Raw genomic sequence first — 16,595 nt, forward strand, 5'->3', positions numbered from 1 at the left:
CAGACCTGTCAGAAGAGAAAAGGGAGAGTAGCGGATGAATGAACAGATTCAGTTGATAGCCAGCTCCCTGGATACCTTCGTTGAGAATAATGCCGATGCCCGCAAAGAGCAAATCACCGGAGAACCGGAATTTATCTTGTATTATATCTCGACCATAACCGACTCGGCGTTTATTGACGATCAGCTTAAAGCTCCCTTTTTTCGTTATTCCGGAATTCAGTTCGAGCAGCATATCAATTCTATCAGCCAGACCATCGGCAAAACCGATGATCTGCCTGCCGTATTGTGCAAAGGCAGCGCCGTTATTTTGTACAACAATCAGGTCTATACCATCGAGAAAGCGTTAAAATATAAAACGCGCAATGTGGACACTCCCCAGGTTGAAGCTTCAATTGTAGGTCCCTTGGAGGCTTTTGTGGAAAGCATGGCCGTCAATATGAATTTGATCCGCAAGCATTACCAGAGTCCTACGCTCAGAATTGTTAAGTTTGAAATAGGAACCATAAGCCGAATTACCGGTTATATGCTGTATGACAGCGAATTGGCCGATCAAGCTTTCGTAGACCGCGAGCTTGCCCAAATCAAAAATCAGAATGCCAGGAATGCACAGGCTGTGTCCAAAGTGCAGCAATATTTACCCAAGAAAAGGCCCCTGTTATTTCCGAGATCCGTCGTAACGGAGCGCCCGGACCGGGTAAGTGAGGCGCTTTCCAAGGGGAAATCCGCTTATTTGATCGAAACGACCCCGTTTGCCAGTTTGGCTCCTATTAATTTTCACGATTTTATGGCTTCCATGGATGATTCCTATATGCTTCCTGTATACAGCTATTTCCTGATTGCGCTTCGATATTTTGCCTTATTCGCCACAGTCATTTTGCCTGGAGCCTACGTTGCCTTTACAGCGTTCAACCCGGAAGTGTTCCGCGTGCAGCTGGCTTTATCAATTGCAGGCAGCAGGGCGGGACTCCCGTATCCGGCTTTTCTTGAGGTTGGCTTTATGATGATTATGACGGAGTTATTGGTGGAGGCTTCTCTGCGTGTGCCGAAAACAATTGGTCCTGCAGCTACGACAGTTGGCGGGCTCATTCTGGGGGAAGCCGCCTCGCAGGCCAATCTGGTCAGCGATATTATGATCATCGTCGTGGCGGCGGTGGCCATTGCCAATTTTGTGATCCCCATCAATACGATGTCGCTGACTGTCCGTGTCTTAAAGTACGTCCTGCTCTTCCTGGGAACCATCGCCGGCTTCTTCGGGCTTACGATCGGCATCGTACTGCTGATCAGCTACTTGTTTACCATGCATGATGCCAAATATTCGATGGTCCAGTCCTATACAGCACCGGTAAAGTTCAATACCCAAAGATCGCCAAAACGTTCAGCCGGCGGGAGGCAGACATAAGTGAATATTCTCTTCTACATTGCTCTGTTGACCTATTATATGATTAATCATGCCATATTCAATGCCCCGAATGTCACGGCCAGAAACTATCTGCAAACCGGTTTGACGGCAGTTCCAATAGGGTTATTGCTCGCGGGAATCAATGCATGGCTGCTCCTGTCTGTTTACAACCGGTATCCTAAATTGACGATGGTTGAAATTAACCGCCATTTATGCGGGAAAATAGTCGGAGGTATCATCTCCGCCTCGTATGTGCTCTTGACTGTCGTTATCGGCTTCTTCATGTTCAGGGGATCGATGGAGGTTATTATCGAGTTTCTGATGCCCGAAACTCCTGTCTGGTTTCTCGCGGTATTATTAATCACCGTTCCGTCATGCGCTTTGCTGCATACCGACAGCTCCATCTTGTATCTGGTCGCCTTTTTTACCGCATTCGCTTTCATTCTGATGCTCATCATCTTCTGGCTGGGCTTCAAAGAAATCGATGTCGTTATGCTGAAGGGAGTCATGGTCCATGGCTGGAAGTCTCCCACGCTTCAGGGGATAGCAGCGTCCGCTTTTGTTTATGGAGGATACACCTGCCTTGCCATATGGAATCCTTATTTTGCACGGACCAGCCTCAAGGTAACCTATATCATCTTTGTTGCCGTCGGGCTTGTCGTTACCTTGTGCGGCACGGTTATCCCTTTATCCGTATGGGGGCCGTGGGCGATTCAGAATCTGAATCTGATTTGGGTCATGACCGCTGAGACCTTTTCCCTCGATTTGTTCGTTATGGAACGCGGATTGTTTCTCATTGTTCCCCTTCTCTTAGTAACGGGGTACATGGGAGTGCTTCTCTATACGTATAAGGGATACCGTCTGCTCAATCTGATGCTGAACAAACAGAAGCCAGCCAAAATCATAATGGGCTGTGTCCTGCTCAGTTATGTGGTTCTCTCTTTGTTCGTCAATGAGCTTAAGGTCATTATCAGTTACAGGGAACAATACATGGTCGTTTGGATCATTCTCCAAAATGTAATCGGCATTCTGTGGTATGTGCTTGCCAAAAGAAAGGAGCGTGGCCTGCGTGCGTCTTAGCAGAGCAGTCGCAATCAGCCTGAGCTGTCTGGTTATGCTGCAAGGCTGCCGCTCTGATTACAAGGATATTGACCGCAGGCAGTTCGTTGTGACCATGGGGCTGGATAAAGACGAGGAAGAAGGGGAATTCCATATGACGCTCAGAGGCGCTATTCCGCAATCGCAGAATCCGGGATCCGTCACATCGGCGGATACATTTGAAAGCTACGAAACCTCCGCAGCTTCTATTGGTCAAGCCATTCAGCAGATCACACAGCAGTTTTTCCTGGAGCCCGATTATTCCCATTTGAAAGGCGTGATATTCAGCGAGGAATTAGCCAGATCGGACAATATATTGCAATATATCGATTTTTTCATCCGCCGCCGGGACTTTCAAGACTTGGCCATGGTTGCCATAGCCGAGAACGCAGAGGAGATTATAAACCTCCATCAAAAAGGGGAACGTACGGCAGGAGACAATCTGTTCATGAAATTTGGCGAAGGGGTGAACACCGAATATACGCCTGCCATCGAATTGCAGGAAATTTACAAATATTCATTGACGCCCGGCCTCACCTATTATTGTCCGATCCTGCATGTCGAAAAAAACAAGATCACTTCCGGCGCAACCGCGCTGTTTGACCGCAATAACCGGATGATAATCAAGCTGGACGGGGAGGAAACGAAATATTTCAACCTCTTGAGAAGGGGGTTGGAAAGAGGGTTTATCGTACTGGGTCCCGAGCAGCAAAACGGTCTGGGCATCAGGCGCGGGAAAGCGGATTTTCATATAAAAAAACAGAAAAACGCTCTGGTATGCGATGTGCATGTGCAGGTCGAAGCCAGTATAGAAGATTCGGATCAGTCGGACTATACCCCTGCGGATCTGAAACAAATGGCGGAAAAGAAATTAAATGCGGATATTTCCGGACTACTTTTAAAAATGCAGGCCAATCAGGTTGATCCGCTTTTTATAGGGTTGAAATACTGGTCGATGAGTTCCGGGTTCAAGCTGGATCGGGACTGGCTTGCCGAAATATATCCGGATATGAAAATTCAGGTTCACTCCGATGTGACGATTACCAGAACAGGAACTCTCCGGTGGAGCAACACCGGGCAGCAAACGAAGTGATTGGAGCTGATTGATTCTTTCTTGATTCTTATTGCCAAATGCCGGATGATAGAATTACTTTCTATTGTACATGGCACAATATCGTCCGGCAGCTTCCAAAAACGGAATAAGCTCAAGATTTTACGAAATAAGCGGGGAGGATCCTTGTGCTCCAGCAGGTTATGGTTGTATTCCTGTTTACATTCATTATTCATTTGTCCGAAACGCTCACCTACTCGCTGCGTCTGGCAGGCGTCCGCCTGGGCAAGCTGGCGGTTGCTTTGTCCCTCTCGGGAATCATTCTTCTGGTTTCGCGGACAGCGAACATGCTGCAGGGGCCCTTGACGGGCAAAATCATCGACTATTCCAGGAATCATCCGGAGTTCAACCTGGTTGAGCATTTTCGGCTGGTCATCGGCGCTTCAACCCTGGGTACGCTTGCAGCGATTCTGCTGTTTCCGTCTGCGGTCTTTCTCTCCTCCAGAGTTATTGCCCATCTGGAAGTGGCCGGCTCCATTCCGCTTATGGTCCGCTCATCGGCATCCATCCAGAAATTGAAGCACGCGCGGGCCCATCTGCGGTATCCCAGACTGGAAATGCTGTCGCGTCTTCGAATTGGAGGAATTCCGAAGAGACTGGTTGCAATGAACGTTCTCGTAACGGCCATTTATACGATCGGAGTTTTGGCGGCGCTGCTGGCGTCGACCCTGACGGCGGAGAATTCCACAGCTGCGTCACAAGCGTCCGGATTAATCAACGGGTTTGCGACAATCCTGCTTACCATTCTGATTGATCCGCAAATTGGACTTGTGACCGACAAGGTGCTCAGGGGAGAGAAGGAAATCAAGGCCTTGAACAAAATGTTCGGACTGTTGATGCTTTCGCGGTTGACAGGTACACTTTTAGCGCAGCTGCTGCTTGTTCCTGCGGCCTATTGGATCAAATGGATGGTCGGAATCTTGTGAAGATTACTTTAAAACGCTTGATATTTCCAGCCCCCTGCCTTATCATTGTTCTGCAAAGGAATATTCTGGAAGGTGGCTGCCGGTGTGAGAAGAATTGCTGCTATTTTACTGGCTTCAGCACTCGTAATTGGTTTATCTATAGGTTCAACGGGAACGGCAGAAGCAAAAACAACAGCCAAAACGTTCAAAAATTGTACAGAAATGAACAAGACTTACAAAGGCGGCATTGCCCGTACGTCCTCGGTTAAGAATAAAGGCGGCAAAACGAAAAACAAGCCGTTTGTCTCCAAGGAGCTGTACGACGCCAACAAGAAAAGCGACCGGGATAAAGACTTTATTGCTTGCGAGAAATAGCCGGGAAGCCGCGGCGCGACCGTGAATGAATAACCAAAGCCCTGTTCCGGGAGGAATGGGCTTTGGTTATTCAATATGCAGTATATCTTAGGTGCGCTGTACGGCGCGATCATGAACGGTGGTTCTGTTTCTTCCTTCAGCTTTGGATTGATAGAGCGCGCGATCCGCTTGTTCAATCAGCTCTTTGATATCTTTCGCCCTGCATGCTGATGAAATCCCCAGCGAAATGGTGATGGAGCCACCAGTGGGATTGATACCGTTCTCGATCTTCTTCCTGAGCTGCTCCGCCATATCCGCGGCTACCTCCAGGTCCCCGTGCTTCACCAGAATTCCGAATTCTTCCCCGCCGTACCGGAAACACAGATCCTCTTTCCGGGAGATGCTGCGAATCATCGATGCGGCATACTTCAGAACCTCATCACCAGTTACATGGCCATACGTGTCATTCACGCGCTTGAAATGATCGACATCCAGCAATATCAGCGAGAACGGGTATTGTTTCTCCTGCCATTCCTGAATGACGCAATCAAATGTTTTGCGGTTGGCGAGACCTGTCAATCCATCCATCTGAATCTCCGCGGATAACAGATTCAAGTGCGCGTTCATGCTCTGATAGAGCTGTTTGACCTCATAGAATCGGGAGTTGATGACGGGAAGCTTGGCAGGGATTGCGCTTTTGTGCAAAATGGCTTCCTCGGAAAATCGGGCCAGCGTATACAGCGGCTTGGAAATCCGGCGGGCCACCCACCAAACAATCAACAAAATCAGGATCAATAAAGGAAGTCCCTGCAGCAGCAGCTGGCCTAATAAATTTTTGAGCGGCTTATCCAGCACCGATGCGGGAGTCTGGGAAATGATGCCCCATCCGCTTAAGGGTTCAAAGGAATATCCGGCAAAAAAACGTTCGTTCCGGGAATCGAGATCCTCCTGAAAGCCGCTTTTTCCCTCGACTACCATGTTGATGATTGTTGTTCGTAACCTCTTCATTAATAAGCTCTTTATCCGGATGAAAGATAAAACGCCTATTCTGGTCCACCACAAACACATAGGAGCCATTCCCGGAAAAATGCTCCTTGAGCAATCGGCTCAGCGCATTACTTTCTTCCAGATAGATCGTTCCTCCGACGAATCCCTTGTACGTTCCGTCCGTACCAAAAATAGGGGATGAGATCAGAAGAATCAGCCTTCCGCTTTTGGCTACATAAGGCTCTGAGATCAAGGGCCTCTTCAGATCGATGGCATCCAGCGATGAGGTCGAGGTTAACTTGGAGCCGGGCATGATGCCTGTTCCGGCAGGACTGATAGCTTGAATATTCTGCTTCGTATCCACGATCGCGATGGAATTGAAGTAAGGGTTAGCCTCGAACCAAAGATCCAGCGCTTCCTGGGAAAAGGGATGTTTACCGGCCATTTTCGACATGGCGTTGAGGTTTTTTTGCATGGAATCAATCAGCTCGCTGGTGTTCGAAGAGAGCTTCTTGGCGTAATCGTAATTATTCTCCAGGTAGCTTGAGCTTAATGATTGCCTGTTGATATTAATCGCCGAATAAACGCCGACAACAGCCGTTAACAGAATAGATAGTATGACTAAAACACTAAGTGTAAATTGAAGCGAGTATCCCTTTTGTATGGCTGTGCTCATGATCGTCTCCCAATATGTAAAATGCCTTCATGATTATATCAAATTTTGTAAATCGCCGTATAGGGTCAATTTTTATCCGGGAGTGTGAAATAACATGCAGGAGGAACGGATAGCAAAAAGAACAGCCGCTTTCGTGGCTGCTCCCGCTCTGGCATATTATTACAGCAAATCGTTGTTACCCGCCGCTTTGCTGCTTGCGCAGATATTCTGCGTATTCGACCGTAAACTCCTGCGCATGCCTGAAATCCTCGGACAGGAGAGAGAGGGCTGATGTGACGTCCGCCTTCGCTGTCTCTATCAGAGCGATCATCCCGGGCTTGCGGGGAATGTGAAACCGCGTATGGTCGTGATGCACAATGGTGACGATGGTGCCAAGCGCTTCCCCGTCCTGAGTATGAATGGAACTCCACATCCAGCGCTGCTGGTCGGTTTCCTCCGCATTGCCCCATTCTCTGGAGATGTCGAATTCACCCGGGAGTCTGGGTTCAGGCCGGATTCCGGCTTCCTTGAACTGTTTGTGGACAGGGAGATAAAGCAGGTTCAAATACGTTCCGTACGCCATATCCCCCGCCTCGTTATAGGCTTTGAGCAATTGCTCCGCATTGTTCCTGAGCACGGCCTGCCAGTTTCCGTCGATATATTCCACAATATACTGCGCGATCGCATCGATGCGGTTCCCCCTGGATTCCTGAAGAATTTCTTTAAGCGGCTTCGCCTGTGTCATGGTTTATCCCCTTTCAAATCTCTTCATTCTGTGATGGAGCGGCATTCTGCTCAAGACGATCAGCTACCTGAAGCAGGAGCCTGGCGGCCTCCTGCAGATTTTCGAGTGTGTAGCTCCTTCCTGCTTCATTGGCCCAGTCCGCATGACGCTGCTCCACATAAGCGAGTGCCTCACGTCCTCTCTGCGAGATCTCCATCAGCTTGGAGCGGCGGTGATGCGGATTCTCGTGATACATAATGTGACCGTCGCGTTCCAGCGTATCAGCGGTTTGCTGCACACTCTGGCGTGATAATCCCATGATGCGGGCAACGTGAGCGACTGGAGCCGGGCCATGCTCGACAACGCCGAGCACCTGCCAGCGGGCACTGGTGAGACCAACGGGCTGCGTAATGCGGTCCCCTGCCTCGAGCAGAAGACCGTTCACCCGGAATATGGCTAGAACAAGTTCAGTGAATGTTTCTCCATTTGGGGTCAGATTGTTCATATGACAGTAGTATGACGAATTGACAGGGTATTGTCAAATGGATTGTAGTGATTGGAGACCGGAGGGCTTATCCCCTCAAGGTATCTTTCTTCATATCCAAGAACAAGTAAGCCCCAACTGATTGAACAATGAATGGTTTGGGGTACATATAGAGGTTAGTGGGTTATGCTGTAAAAGTTTCCAAATTCATGAGGAGGAGTCACATGAAAAAGCAAATTGAAGCGGATGTTGTCATTATCGGCGGAGGAACGGGAGGATGCGCCGCCGCGCTGGGAGCAGCGAGATCGGGGCGATCGGTTGTCATGACCGAGGTCTGGGACTGGATTGGCGGGCAGCTGACCAGTCAGGTGGTGCCGCCGGATGAGCCCCGCTGGATAGAGCAGTTTGGCTGCACGGCCAGCTACCGGTCCTATCGGAATGCGGTGCGGGACTATTACCGCAGAAACTTCCCGCTGACGGAGCAGGCCAGGTCCCGGGCGGCCTTCAACCCGGGGAATGCATGGGTCAGCAGGCTGTCCCATGAGCCGCGCACAGCGCTTGCTGTGCTGAGAGATATGCTGGCGCCTTATGTGCACAGCGGACGGCTGCAGATTTGGACCGGCTACGAGCCTGTGAAAGCCGAATCGGATGGGGACGATATCGTCTCGGTGACCGTACGCGGCAGGGAAGGGGACCATCTGGTTTTGACTGGCCGTTATTTTCTCGATGCAACGGAGGAAGGGGACCTGCTGCCGCTCGCCGGCGTGGAATACGTGACAGGAGCAGAATCGGCAGACGAAACAGGAGAGGCCCATGCGCTCTCAGGTCCGGCAAACCCGCAGGATATTCAGGCGTTTACGCATTGTTTGGCACTCGACTATGCAGAGGGGGAAGATTACACGATCGCAAGGCCCAGAGAATATGACTTCTGGAGAAATTATCAGGCAGATTTCTGGCCAGCTCCGCAGCTGGGCTGGACGGTTCCTTCGCCATCCACGCTTGAGCCTGTAACCTATGTGCTTATGCCAGGCGAGGGTGCGAACCCCTTGTTCACCTACCGCAGACTGGCAGACCGTAGCAATTTTCTGCCGGGGACCTATCCGGCGGACATCAGTGTGGTCAACTGGCCGCAAAACGACTACTGGCTGGGCGCCATTACCGACGTTTCCCCTGAAGAAAGACACCGCCATCTGGAAAATGCCAAGCAGCTCAGCCTTTCTTTTCTGTATTGGATGCAGAAGGAAGCGCCCCGCCCTGACGGAGGGATTGGTTATCCCGGCCTGCGGCCGCGTCCTGATGTCACCGGTGCAGCGCATGGTCTGGCCCAGGCGCCGTATATCCGGGAAGGGCGCCGTATTCGCGCCGAATTTACCATTCTGGAGCAGCATGTCAGTCCGGAAAACCGCCCCGACGGAAAAGCGGAGAATTTTAGCGATACCGTCGGCATCGGAAGCTACCGGATCGATCTGCATCCCAGCACCGCGCTGCGGACATTTATCGATATCCCCTCGCTGCCGTTCCAGATTCCGCTGGGCGCGCTCATTCCGGTCCGGGTCAATAATTTGATCCCGGCTGCCAAAAATATCGGTACAACCCACATCACCAACGGCTGCTACCGTCTGCATCCGGTGGAGTGGAATATTGGAGAAGCGGCGGGCATGCTGGCAGCCTACTGCGCAGAGAAAAATATAAAGCCCCGCGAAGTGAGAAACACGCCGGATCTGCTGGCAAATTTCCAGACCCGCCTGCGCAATAACGGGTTTGAGCTGGAATGGCCGGTTATTGGAGCGGTCTGATCGGATCAGATGGAAGCTAATGGATCGAATACAAAAAAAGCAGGCCGCAACGTTGCCGTTGCTGGGCCTGCCTTATTTTTGAAATATCAGCCGTTATAAGGTTCTCTCATGGATCTAGAAAAGCAGCTCGTCCGGATTTGGACCGAAACGGCTGTTCTTGTTCAAGCCTTCCAAGGCCTGAACGTCCTCTGCCGAGAGGGTAAAGTCAAACACATTGGCATTCTCCCGGATACGTTCCTCGCGGACGGATTTGGGAATGGTGACAACGCCTTGCTGGAGATCCCAGCGTAAAATAATTTGTGCCGGCGTTTTATTATATTTACTGGCCAGATCCGTGATCAGAGGAAGATCAAGATTGCCCTGCATCAGCGGACTCCATGCTTCCAGCTGAATCTGATTCTGTCTGCAGTAGGTCAGCAGCTCCCGTTGGCTCAGCAGGGGATGGAACTCCACCTGATTGACCGCCGGAACGGTATCGCTGTCCTGTCTGAGGCTCTCCAGATGATGAACTTGGAAATTGCTTACCCCGATAGCGCGGATATACCCATCCTTATGCAGTTTCTCAAAAGCCTTCCACGTTTCCTTATACTTGTCCTTCCCTGGCCAGTGAATAAGATACAGGTCCAGATATTCCAGATCAAGCTTGCGGCGGCTTTCTTCAAATGCGCGCAGCGTGGCCTCGTAGCCCTGATCCGAATTGGCCAGCTTTGTGGTCACGAACAGCTCTTCCCGCGGCACGCCGCTTTGCTTGATTGCAGCGCCGACACCCGCTTCGTTCCTGTAGCCCGCCGCGGTATCAATGGAGCGGTAGCCTGCTTCGATGGCGTATTGTACGGCATGAATGACCTGCTCACCTTCTTCAACCTGCCATACACCAATTCCTAGCCATGGCATATGTACACCATTGTTCAGCACTGTTGTGTCCGTGATTTGTTGAATACTCATGAATCATTCCTCCCATACAATTAAAATACACCTTCCATTATAAACCTTATTCATCATATTTGTCTTCGTCGATTCTGCTGATGTGATCCACGATGAGCTCAGCCTCGGTTTCAAAATTCAGATGCAGCGGGGCCGGCAGCAGTTCTAGAATATGCCGAACCGCCGGTAATTCCAGAAACTCCTCCAAGGTTTGCGGCTGTTGATCCAGCCCGTGAAACCACTCGCGGACAGCATCAATGAACAGGTAAAAGGAGGCTTCAAACTGATCGGCAGCTTCTTCTGCATCCTCATTCCCGGATCTGGACATGGCTTTCCAGTTTCGTAAAGCGTTTTCCAGAGTCTGCTCTATTTTTGCCGTCATCGTGTAGTCTCCGTGATCGCAGCATCCGAAGGTTCATGGTTAACCTGGACCATCCAGCCGAAGGGATCGGGTAATTGGCCATTTTGAATACCGGTTAAAGCATCGTACAGCCTGGCTGACAGCTCGCCGGTCCGGCCGCCGTGGATCACGAGCTTATTGTCATTCCAGTTAAGCTCCCCGATTGGCGAAATAACGGCTGCCGTGCCCGTTCCGAACGCTTCCTCCAGATGACCGCCGGCCTCGTACAATTCCTCGATCGAAATCTTCCTCTCTTCGACCGGAATCCCCCAATGCTTCAGGAGCTGGATAATGGAGCTGCGCGTAATGCCGTCCAAAATACTTCCGTTTAACGCCGGTGTAAGAATAGTCCCGTTGATTTTGAAAAATACGTTCATACTGCCAACCTCTTCGATATAGGTCCGGTGAACGCCGTCGAGCCATAACACCTGGGAGTAGCCGTTTTCCTTGGCAGATACCTGGGCTTTCAAACCTGATGCATAATTGCCGGCGGTCTTGGCTTCGCCGAGTCCGCCCTTCACGGCGCGGACATACTCCGATTCCACATGAATCCTGACTGGATTAATGCCCTCCGGGTAGTAGGAGCCGACTGGCGACATGATAATGATAAACTGATAATGCGCGGAAGGGTCTACGCCCAGAGCAGCCTGAGTGGCGATGACAAAAGGCCGGATATAAAGCGAGGTTCCGGGCTCTGAAGGAACCCAGTCCTGATCCGCCGCGACCAGCTGCTGCAGGGCGTCAAGCGCAGCCTCCTCGTCAAGCGGCGGAATCCCCAGACGCCTGGCGGAAATGTTCAGGCGGTGCAAATTCTTCTGCGGTCTGAACAGCAGGATCCGCCCGTCCTCGGTCTTGTAGGCTTTTAATCCTTCGAAAATCGTTTGCCCGTAATGGAAGACCTTTGCCGCAGGGTCTATGGACAGCGGCTGATAAGGCACAATTCGCGGCTGATGCCAGCCTTTCTCCAACGTATAGTCCATGATAAACATATGATCGGTAAAATGGATGCCGAATCCCAGCTGCCGCTGATCCGGTTTTTCCTTCTTCATAGTCGTCCGCTGGATCTCCATCGGTTGAATCATATTCATCTCTCCTTAGATGTAAAGCGCATTAATCCTCTAATTGAATGCTATCATCTCATGATATATATTAAAAATATCTATTTTATTGATTTATCATACCTTATCGGTATATATGGGGTGAAATCATGGATATTCGCCAGCTGAGGTATTTTCTAAGCATCGCCAGAGAAGGGCAGGTTACACGCGCGGCCAGGAAGCTGAACATGGAACAGCCTCCGCTGAGCCGGCAGCTCAAGCTGATCGAGGAAGAACTGGGTGTACGATTGTTTGACCGGAGCGGCAAGCGTTTAAAGCTGACTGAGGCCGGCAAGCTGCTTCAGGAGAAAGGCGAGCTGCTGCTGAATCAGTTCGAGGAAGCGGTCAGGGAAGTGAAGGAAACCGGGGAAGGCGTAAGAGGACTTCTCTCCATCGGCTCGGTCGTGTCCTGTATTTCACTCCTGCCGCCGCGCATCCAGTCGTTCCGGGACAAGTATCCGCAGATAACCTTCAAGATTCTGGAAGGGGACCATGCTTATTTGGGGGAACAGCTGGAGAAGCGGGCTATTGAGCTGGTTGTGGCCCGGCTGCCTTTCGAGGCGCTGCACGACCCCAGGCGGTACGACGTGCTTCCGCTGCCCTCCGACCCGTTCGTTGTTGTGATTCCAGGCTCATGGACGGCCTATTCGGAAGAGGAATCCATTCATATGGCGGATTTGGCTGACTTTCCATATCTGACCTTGAAGACGGATCAAACGACATGGATGCATGAGCAGGTAATGAATGAATGTCTCCGTCACGGCTTCGCGCCGGACATTATTTGTGAATGCTCCAGTGTGGCCATTATAATGTCGCTCATTGCCGAAGGGATCGGCGCCACCATTTTTCCTAAATCGGTCATGTCTTCCTTCCCGTCGGATGTTGTACGGATGCTGGAGATCAAGGACGCGGACTTTCAGTCCGAGGTGGGTGTAGTCTGGATGAAGGACCGCTATTTATCGGCGGGCGCCCGCCATTTTATCGACAGCTTTCGGACGGGGAGCTGACTGGTGATTCCAAAGGTACGTCGTCTGAGGGAGATGGGCTGGGTATCGGGAGTTCGGAAGCTGTCGGCGGAGCTTCTTGTCATTCAGTGAATGCAGCGCAAGCTATGGGAAATTAATCGCATTCTTCATGCGGGTTTAAGGAAAAGTTAAGAACTGCATAACCATAATCTTAAGATCGCTCCGGTAAAATGTCCTTAAAAGCAGGAGATGGGGGTGATGAAGGTATGGAGTTTATTTTCAGAAGAATTCGGTTCAAATTCTTGTATGTCGGAGCAGCCAGCGCTCTGATGAGCGGGATACTGCTCTATTTGGGATACCGCATAACCGCTTTTTTTTATCATGCGGGTCTGCAATACGATGCGCCCTATGTGAAACTGTTCAATTGGATCATTAATCATATCGGGGCGTACCCGACTGCTTTGCTTGCCGGAAGCCTGTTGTTTCTGTTGTTCTTTTATTGGCGCTCAGGCAAAATCCGTTCCGATTCGGCGGAGCTTTGCCAGCTCTATGCAGCCGGCGGGGATAAACCTGCAGCCGCAAAAGAAGACGGTAAAATGGATGAGTTAACCGAAATCCGCATACTGCCCATGCATCACGCGAAGGAGCTGCATTAAGCCGGTGGATATGCATTTGCGGCGGCTGCATCAATGGCGGGCAATGGTAAACCAGATTTCCCGCAGCTTCGCCAAGCGGCGGCGGGGGTATTTTGTTTTTGATTTATGCATCCTTGGCATCGTCGTCATGCTCCTCGGTTATCTGGGCATGACGATGACAGGCGGATATATTTTGCGGAGCCAATCGGAGCGTTTGCTGGCGGTGACAACGAGCGTGATCACGGACCGCAGCGGCGCTCCTGTCAAGAAACTCATCTCCCCGGGGCACGGCAACCGCCTGGCAGCAGCGGGCGATGAAATTCCTCTCCTCCTGCAGCAGGCCTTTCTCGCAACCGAGGACCGCCGCTTCTATAAGCATGGCAGTTTGGACTGGATCGGTATTGCCAGAGCGGTGCGCGTCAATCTGGCATCGGGAGGAATCGAACAGGGCGGAAGCAGCTTGACGCAGCAGCTGGCCAGAACCGTATTTCTCACTACAGATCAGACGCTCTCGCGCAAATTTCTGGAGACGGCGATTGCCGGAGCGCTGGAGAAGGCATACTCCAAGCAGCAATTGCTGACGCTCTATCTCAATCATGTTTATCTGGGCAGGCAGCAGTACGGGGTGAAGGCTGCGGCAGAGCGGTATTTCGGCACTGCCGATCTGCGCAAGCTGAAGCTGTGGCAGATTGCTTCGCTAGCCGCCATTCCGAAAGGTCCTTCGGTTTACAATCCCGTTGATGACGCCATGCGGAACAAGGAACGGCGGGCTGTAGTGCTCACTCTGATGCATGAGCAGGGATATATCGGCAAGGCCCAGATGCTGGAGGCAAAGAGCGTCGAATATGTGCCTCCTGAATCAGCTGCGCCGGAGCGTACTTATGCCGCCTATACCGACTATGCGCTTCAGGAAGCGGAAGCTGTAACGGGCTTGACCAGGGAGAAGCTGATGACAGGGGGCTACACCATTGTAACGGGACTGGATCCGGGCTATCAGCAGGCTGCGGAAGAAGCTTTCCGGCAGGATCGTTATTTTCCGAAGGATGGAGCGACGCAGCAGGTGCAGGGGGCGGCTGTTATCCTGGATAACAGCACGGGGGAAATAAGGGCGCTTGTCGGAGGGCGGGATTATAGGCAGGGCGGTCTCAACCGCGCGGTGAATATTTCCCGTCAGCCCGGCTCGGCCATCAAGCCGATACTGGTTTATGGGCCTGCTCTGCAATCCGGCGAATTCCGTCCGCAGACCAGACTGCAGGATATGCCCGTTGCTTACGGCAGCTATAAGCCAGCGAACCTTAGCGGCCGTTATCTGGGCTCGGTGACGATGGAGCAGGCAATGGAGCAATCGATTAATGCCCCGGCGGTTTGGCTGCTTAATCAGGTAGGGCTACCGGCGGCAGCTGCGTTTGCGGAAAATCTGGGCATCCGCCTGGGGAATCAGGACCGCAATCTGGCTGCCGCTCTGGGCGGCTTTCATGACGGGGTGTCGCCGCTTGCCATGGCCCAGGCTTACAGCGCATTTGCCAATAACGGCAATTTCAACGAAGCGCATGCTGTCAAGCTGATCAAGGATGCTAAGGGTCATACGGTCTATGCCAGTCCACTGCTGAACAAGCAGGTCATGACTCGTCAGACGGCGGCCGATATGACCCGGCTGCTGACAAAAGTGGTCGATCATGGCACGGGGCGGAAGGCGAAGCTCGGAAGCTGGACAGCCGGCAAGACCGGAACCACCCAGTTGGATATTGACGGCGTAACGGGACAAGCCAACCGTGATTTGTGGTTTGTCGGCTACACCTCCAAACTGACGGCTTCCATATGGATGGGCTTCGATACCAGCAGCAGGGATAATTATATGACGGCTGGCAGCGGGACGGTTGCCGCCATGTTCGCAGCTATAATGAAGCAATGCCAATAAAGCACCGCGCGCAGCTCCCAGCGGGCGGTGTGGCGCTGCATGACGGCGGTCGACCACATGAGCGTTCGAATCCGTCCTGCCCTGCTCCAGGGACAGGACTTTTTTTATTTCTGTTCGCCGCGGCCCTCGGCGTGAAGCACGCAGTTTTCGTGCCCTGCTCTTTTATGCTAGAGTAAGGAAAGAACGTCTGGCCATGATCCTTATCCTTTCCCGATGCGGAGGTTTATTCGAAAAATGAGCATTCGTGTTCTAATGAACGGCAGGGAACTGCGGGTTGAACATGTTACGACAGACAAGCAGCAGCATCGCACAGGCAGTATTACCACACGGCATCGGCATCCCGTATTTCATTTCATGTATATTACGGAGGGCGAAGGCAGCTTTGCGGTGGATGACCGGCGCAGCAAAGCGGAACCGGGGCTGCTTTATATTATAAATCCCAATGAATGGCATGAATTTCAAGGCGACGAGGCAAGGCCGCTCTCCAATCTGGAATGCACCTTTCTCGTCCTCGATGGTGAGGGACAGCCATTTGAGGCCAATTTTTTGGACTGGATTTCGGAGAAAAGAGGCTCGGCGCTGCCGGACTCGATGAGAGACGGGCCGGTTCCGGTGCCGCCGCTTTTGCAGCCATTCCTGCTGGAGGGCTTTCACCGGCTGCTTGAGCCTTCGATGAACTATGTTACACCCGAGCATTTGTCGCTGATGGTGATGGATCTGATGCTGCGGACGGAGGAAACGCTCTGGCGCATTGCCAGGCTCGATACGGAAAGCGCGCGATCCGGTGCGGAGACCGTTGCGGTATTGAAGCATTATATGAAAGCCCACATGAAGGAGCATATCACGCTGGAAGAGCTGTCTCATTTGGCGCATTGGACGCCTAATTATCTCTGCCGGATATTTAAGGAGCATACCGGAGAGACTCCCATGACTTATTTGCAGCGGGTACGAATGACCGAAGCCGAGAAGCTGCTGTTATATACCGATTTGCCTGTGTATGCCATTGCCGAGATGTTGGGTTACGAGGATGCTTCCTATTTTGCCCGTGTTTTTCGGCAGCAGCATGGCAGGGCTCCGACGAACTATAGGATAATATAGTCCGCATATGCGGGTAGATTTTACCTTCAACGTCCCTCGCATACT

The 16,595-nt window shown here is 51.7% G+C and carries 17 protein-coding genes; 10 read left to right on the plus strand and 7 right to left on the minus strand.

All coding sequences use genetic code 11. The features are described from left to right. Positions 1-34 precede the first annotated feature (34 nt). The 5 genes from ACFOLF_RS24680 to ACFOLF_RS24700 all read left to right on the plus strand — a co-directional run bounded on the left by ACFOLF_RS24680 (position 35) and on the right by ACFOLF_RS24700 (position 4,888). The gene (locus ACFOLF_RS24680) at positions 35-1,399 is read left to right on the plus strand and encodes a spore germination protein (protein WP_210044913.1); all 1,365 of its coding nucleotides are present in this window, start codon (positions 35-37) and stop codon (positions 1,397-1,399) included. After that, positions 1,400-2,479 (plus strand): GerAB/ArcD/ProY family transporter, encoded by a 1,080-nt coding sequence (locus tag ACFOLF_RS24685; RefSeq protein WP_210044914.1) that lies wholly within the window; start codon positions 1,400-1,402, stop codon positions 2,477-2,479. Then, positions 2,469-3,590 carry a Ger(x)C family spore germination protein gene (locus ACFOLF_RS24690; RefSeq protein WP_210044915.1) on the plus strand — a complete coding sequence of 374 codons (1,122 nt, stop codon included), beginning with the start codon at positions 2,469-2,471 and terminating at the stop codon, positions 3,588-3,590. The genes ACFOLF_RS24685 and ACFOLF_RS24690 overlap by 11 nt, the downstream gene beginning before the upstream one ends. Positions 3,591-3,736: 146 nt before the next feature. Continuing rightward, entirely contained in the window at positions 3,737-4,534 is a 798-nt protein-coding gene (locus ACFOLF_RS24695) for a lipid II flippase Amj family protein (RefSeq protein WP_210044916.1), read from the plus strand. 72 nt (positions 4,535-4,606) lie between these two features. Beyond that, positions 4,607-4,888, plus strand: coding sequence for an excalibur calcium-binding domain-containing protein (locus tag ACFOLF_RS24700; RefSeq protein WP_379114219.1), 282 nt, complete (start codon positions 4,607-4,609; stop codon positions 4,886-4,888). Between the two features lie 87 nt (positions 4,889-4,975). Here ACFOLF_RS24700 and ACFOLF_RS24705 read toward each other — a convergent pair whose 3' ends face one another. The 4 genes from ACFOLF_RS24705 to ACFOLF_RS24720 form a co-directional block, all read right to left on the minus strand. Further along, a complete protein-coding gene (locus ACFOLF_RS24705) occupies positions 4,976-5,875 on the minus strand; it encodes a GGDEF domain-containing protein (RefSeq protein WP_379114217.1) in 900 nt (299 codons plus the stop codon). Next, positions 5,766-6,530, minus strand: coding sequence for a cache domain-containing protein (locus ACFOLF_RS24710; RefSeq protein WP_379114215.1), 765 nt, complete (start codon positions 6,528-6,530; stop codon positions 5,766-5,768). The genes ACFOLF_RS24705 and ACFOLF_RS24710 overlap by 110 nt, the downstream gene beginning before the upstream one ends. 175 nt (positions 6,531-6,705) lie before the next feature. Then, the gene (locus ACFOLF_RS24715; RefSeq protein WP_210044917.1) at positions 6,706-7,254 is read right to left on the minus strand and encodes a DUF6022 family protein; all 549 of its coding nucleotides are present in this window, start codon (positions 7,252-7,254) and stop codon (positions 6,706-6,708) included. A gap of 13 nt (positions 7,255-7,267) precedes the next feature. Further along, positions 7,268-7,738 (minus strand): MarR family winged helix-turn-helix transcriptional regulator, encoded by a 471-nt coding sequence (locus ACFOLF_RS24720; RefSeq protein WP_210044918.1) that lies wholly within the window; start codon positions 7,736-7,738, stop codon positions 7,268-7,270. Between the two features lie 203 nt (positions 7,739-7,941). Between ACFOLF_RS24720 and ACFOLF_RS24725 the strand changes: the two genes are divergently transcribed. Continuing rightward, positions 7,942-9,513 carry an FAD-dependent oxidoreductase gene (locus ACFOLF_RS24725; protein ID WP_210044919.1) on the plus strand — a complete coding sequence of 524 codons (1,572 nt, stop codon included), beginning with the start codon at positions 7,942-7,944 and terminating at the stop codon, positions 9,511-9,513. Positions 9,514-9,627: 114 nt separating this feature from the next. On the opposite strand, the gene ACFOLF_RS24730 is transcribed toward ACFOLF_RS24725, so the two are convergent. From ACFOLF_RS24730 to ACFOLF_RS24740, 3 genes are read right to left on the minus strand one after another with little or no spacing between them, the layout of a single operon-like run. Next, positions 9,628-10,458 carry an aldo/keto reductase gene (locus ACFOLF_RS24730; protein ID WP_210044920.1) on the minus strand — a complete coding sequence of 277 codons (831 nt, stop codon included), beginning with the start codon at positions 10,456-10,458 and terminating at the stop codon, positions 9,628-9,630. Between the two features lie 46 nt (positions 10,459-10,504). After that, positions 10,505-10,819: a hypothetical protein gene (locus ACFOLF_RS24735; protein WP_210044921.1), complete on the minus strand. Its 315-nt coding sequence runs from the start codon at positions 10,817-10,819 to the stop codon at positions 10,505-10,507. Further along, positions 10,816-11,919: a branched-chain amino acid aminotransferase gene (locus tag ACFOLF_RS24740; RefSeq protein WP_210044922.1), complete on the minus strand. Its 1,104-nt coding sequence runs from the start codon at positions 11,917-11,919 to the stop codon at positions 10,816-10,818. The genes ACFOLF_RS24735 and ACFOLF_RS24740 overlap by 4 nt, the downstream gene beginning before the upstream one ends. A gap of 125 nt (positions 11,920-12,044) precedes the next feature. Between ACFOLF_RS24740 and ACFOLF_RS24745 the strand changes: the two genes are divergently transcribed. The 4 genes from ACFOLF_RS24745 to ACFOLF_RS24760 all read left to right on the plus strand — a co-directional run bounded on the left by ACFOLF_RS24745 (position 12,045) and on the right by ACFOLF_RS24760 (position 16,550). Beyond that, positions 12,045-12,941 carry a LysR family transcriptional regulator gene (locus ACFOLF_RS24745; RefSeq protein WP_210044923.1) on the plus strand — a complete coding sequence of 299 codons (897 nt, stop codon included), beginning with the start codon at positions 12,045-12,047 and terminating at the stop codon, positions 12,939-12,941. A gap of 224 nt (positions 12,942-13,165) precedes the next feature. After that, positions 13,166-13,555 (plus strand): hypothetical protein, encoded by a 390-nt coding sequence (locus ACFOLF_RS24750; RefSeq protein WP_210044924.1) that lies wholly within the window; start codon positions 13,166-13,168, stop codon positions 13,553-13,555. A gap of 10 nt (positions 13,556-13,565) precedes the next feature. Beyond that, positions 13,566-15,452, plus strand: a complete 1,887-nt coding sequence (locus ACFOLF_RS24755) for a transglycosylase domain-containing protein (protein ID WP_379114231.1) — start codon at positions 13,566-13,568, stop codon at positions 15,450-15,452. A 234-nt stretch (positions 15,453-15,686) separates the two neighbouring features. Beyond that, the gene (locus ACFOLF_RS24760; RefSeq protein WP_210044925.1) at positions 15,687-16,550 is read left to right on the plus strand and encodes a helix-turn-helix transcriptional regulator; all 864 of its coding nucleotides are present in this window, start codon (positions 15,687-15,689) and stop codon (positions 16,548-16,550) included. The last annotated feature ends 45 nt before the right edge of the window (positions 16,551-16,595 follow it).

The organism is Paenibacillus sepulcri (assembly GCF_042647105.1).
In the GTDB taxonomy this organism is placed as follows: domain Bacteria; phylum Bacillota; class Bacilli; order Paenibacillales; family Paenibacillaceae; genus Paenibacillus_Z; species Paenibacillus_Z sepulcri.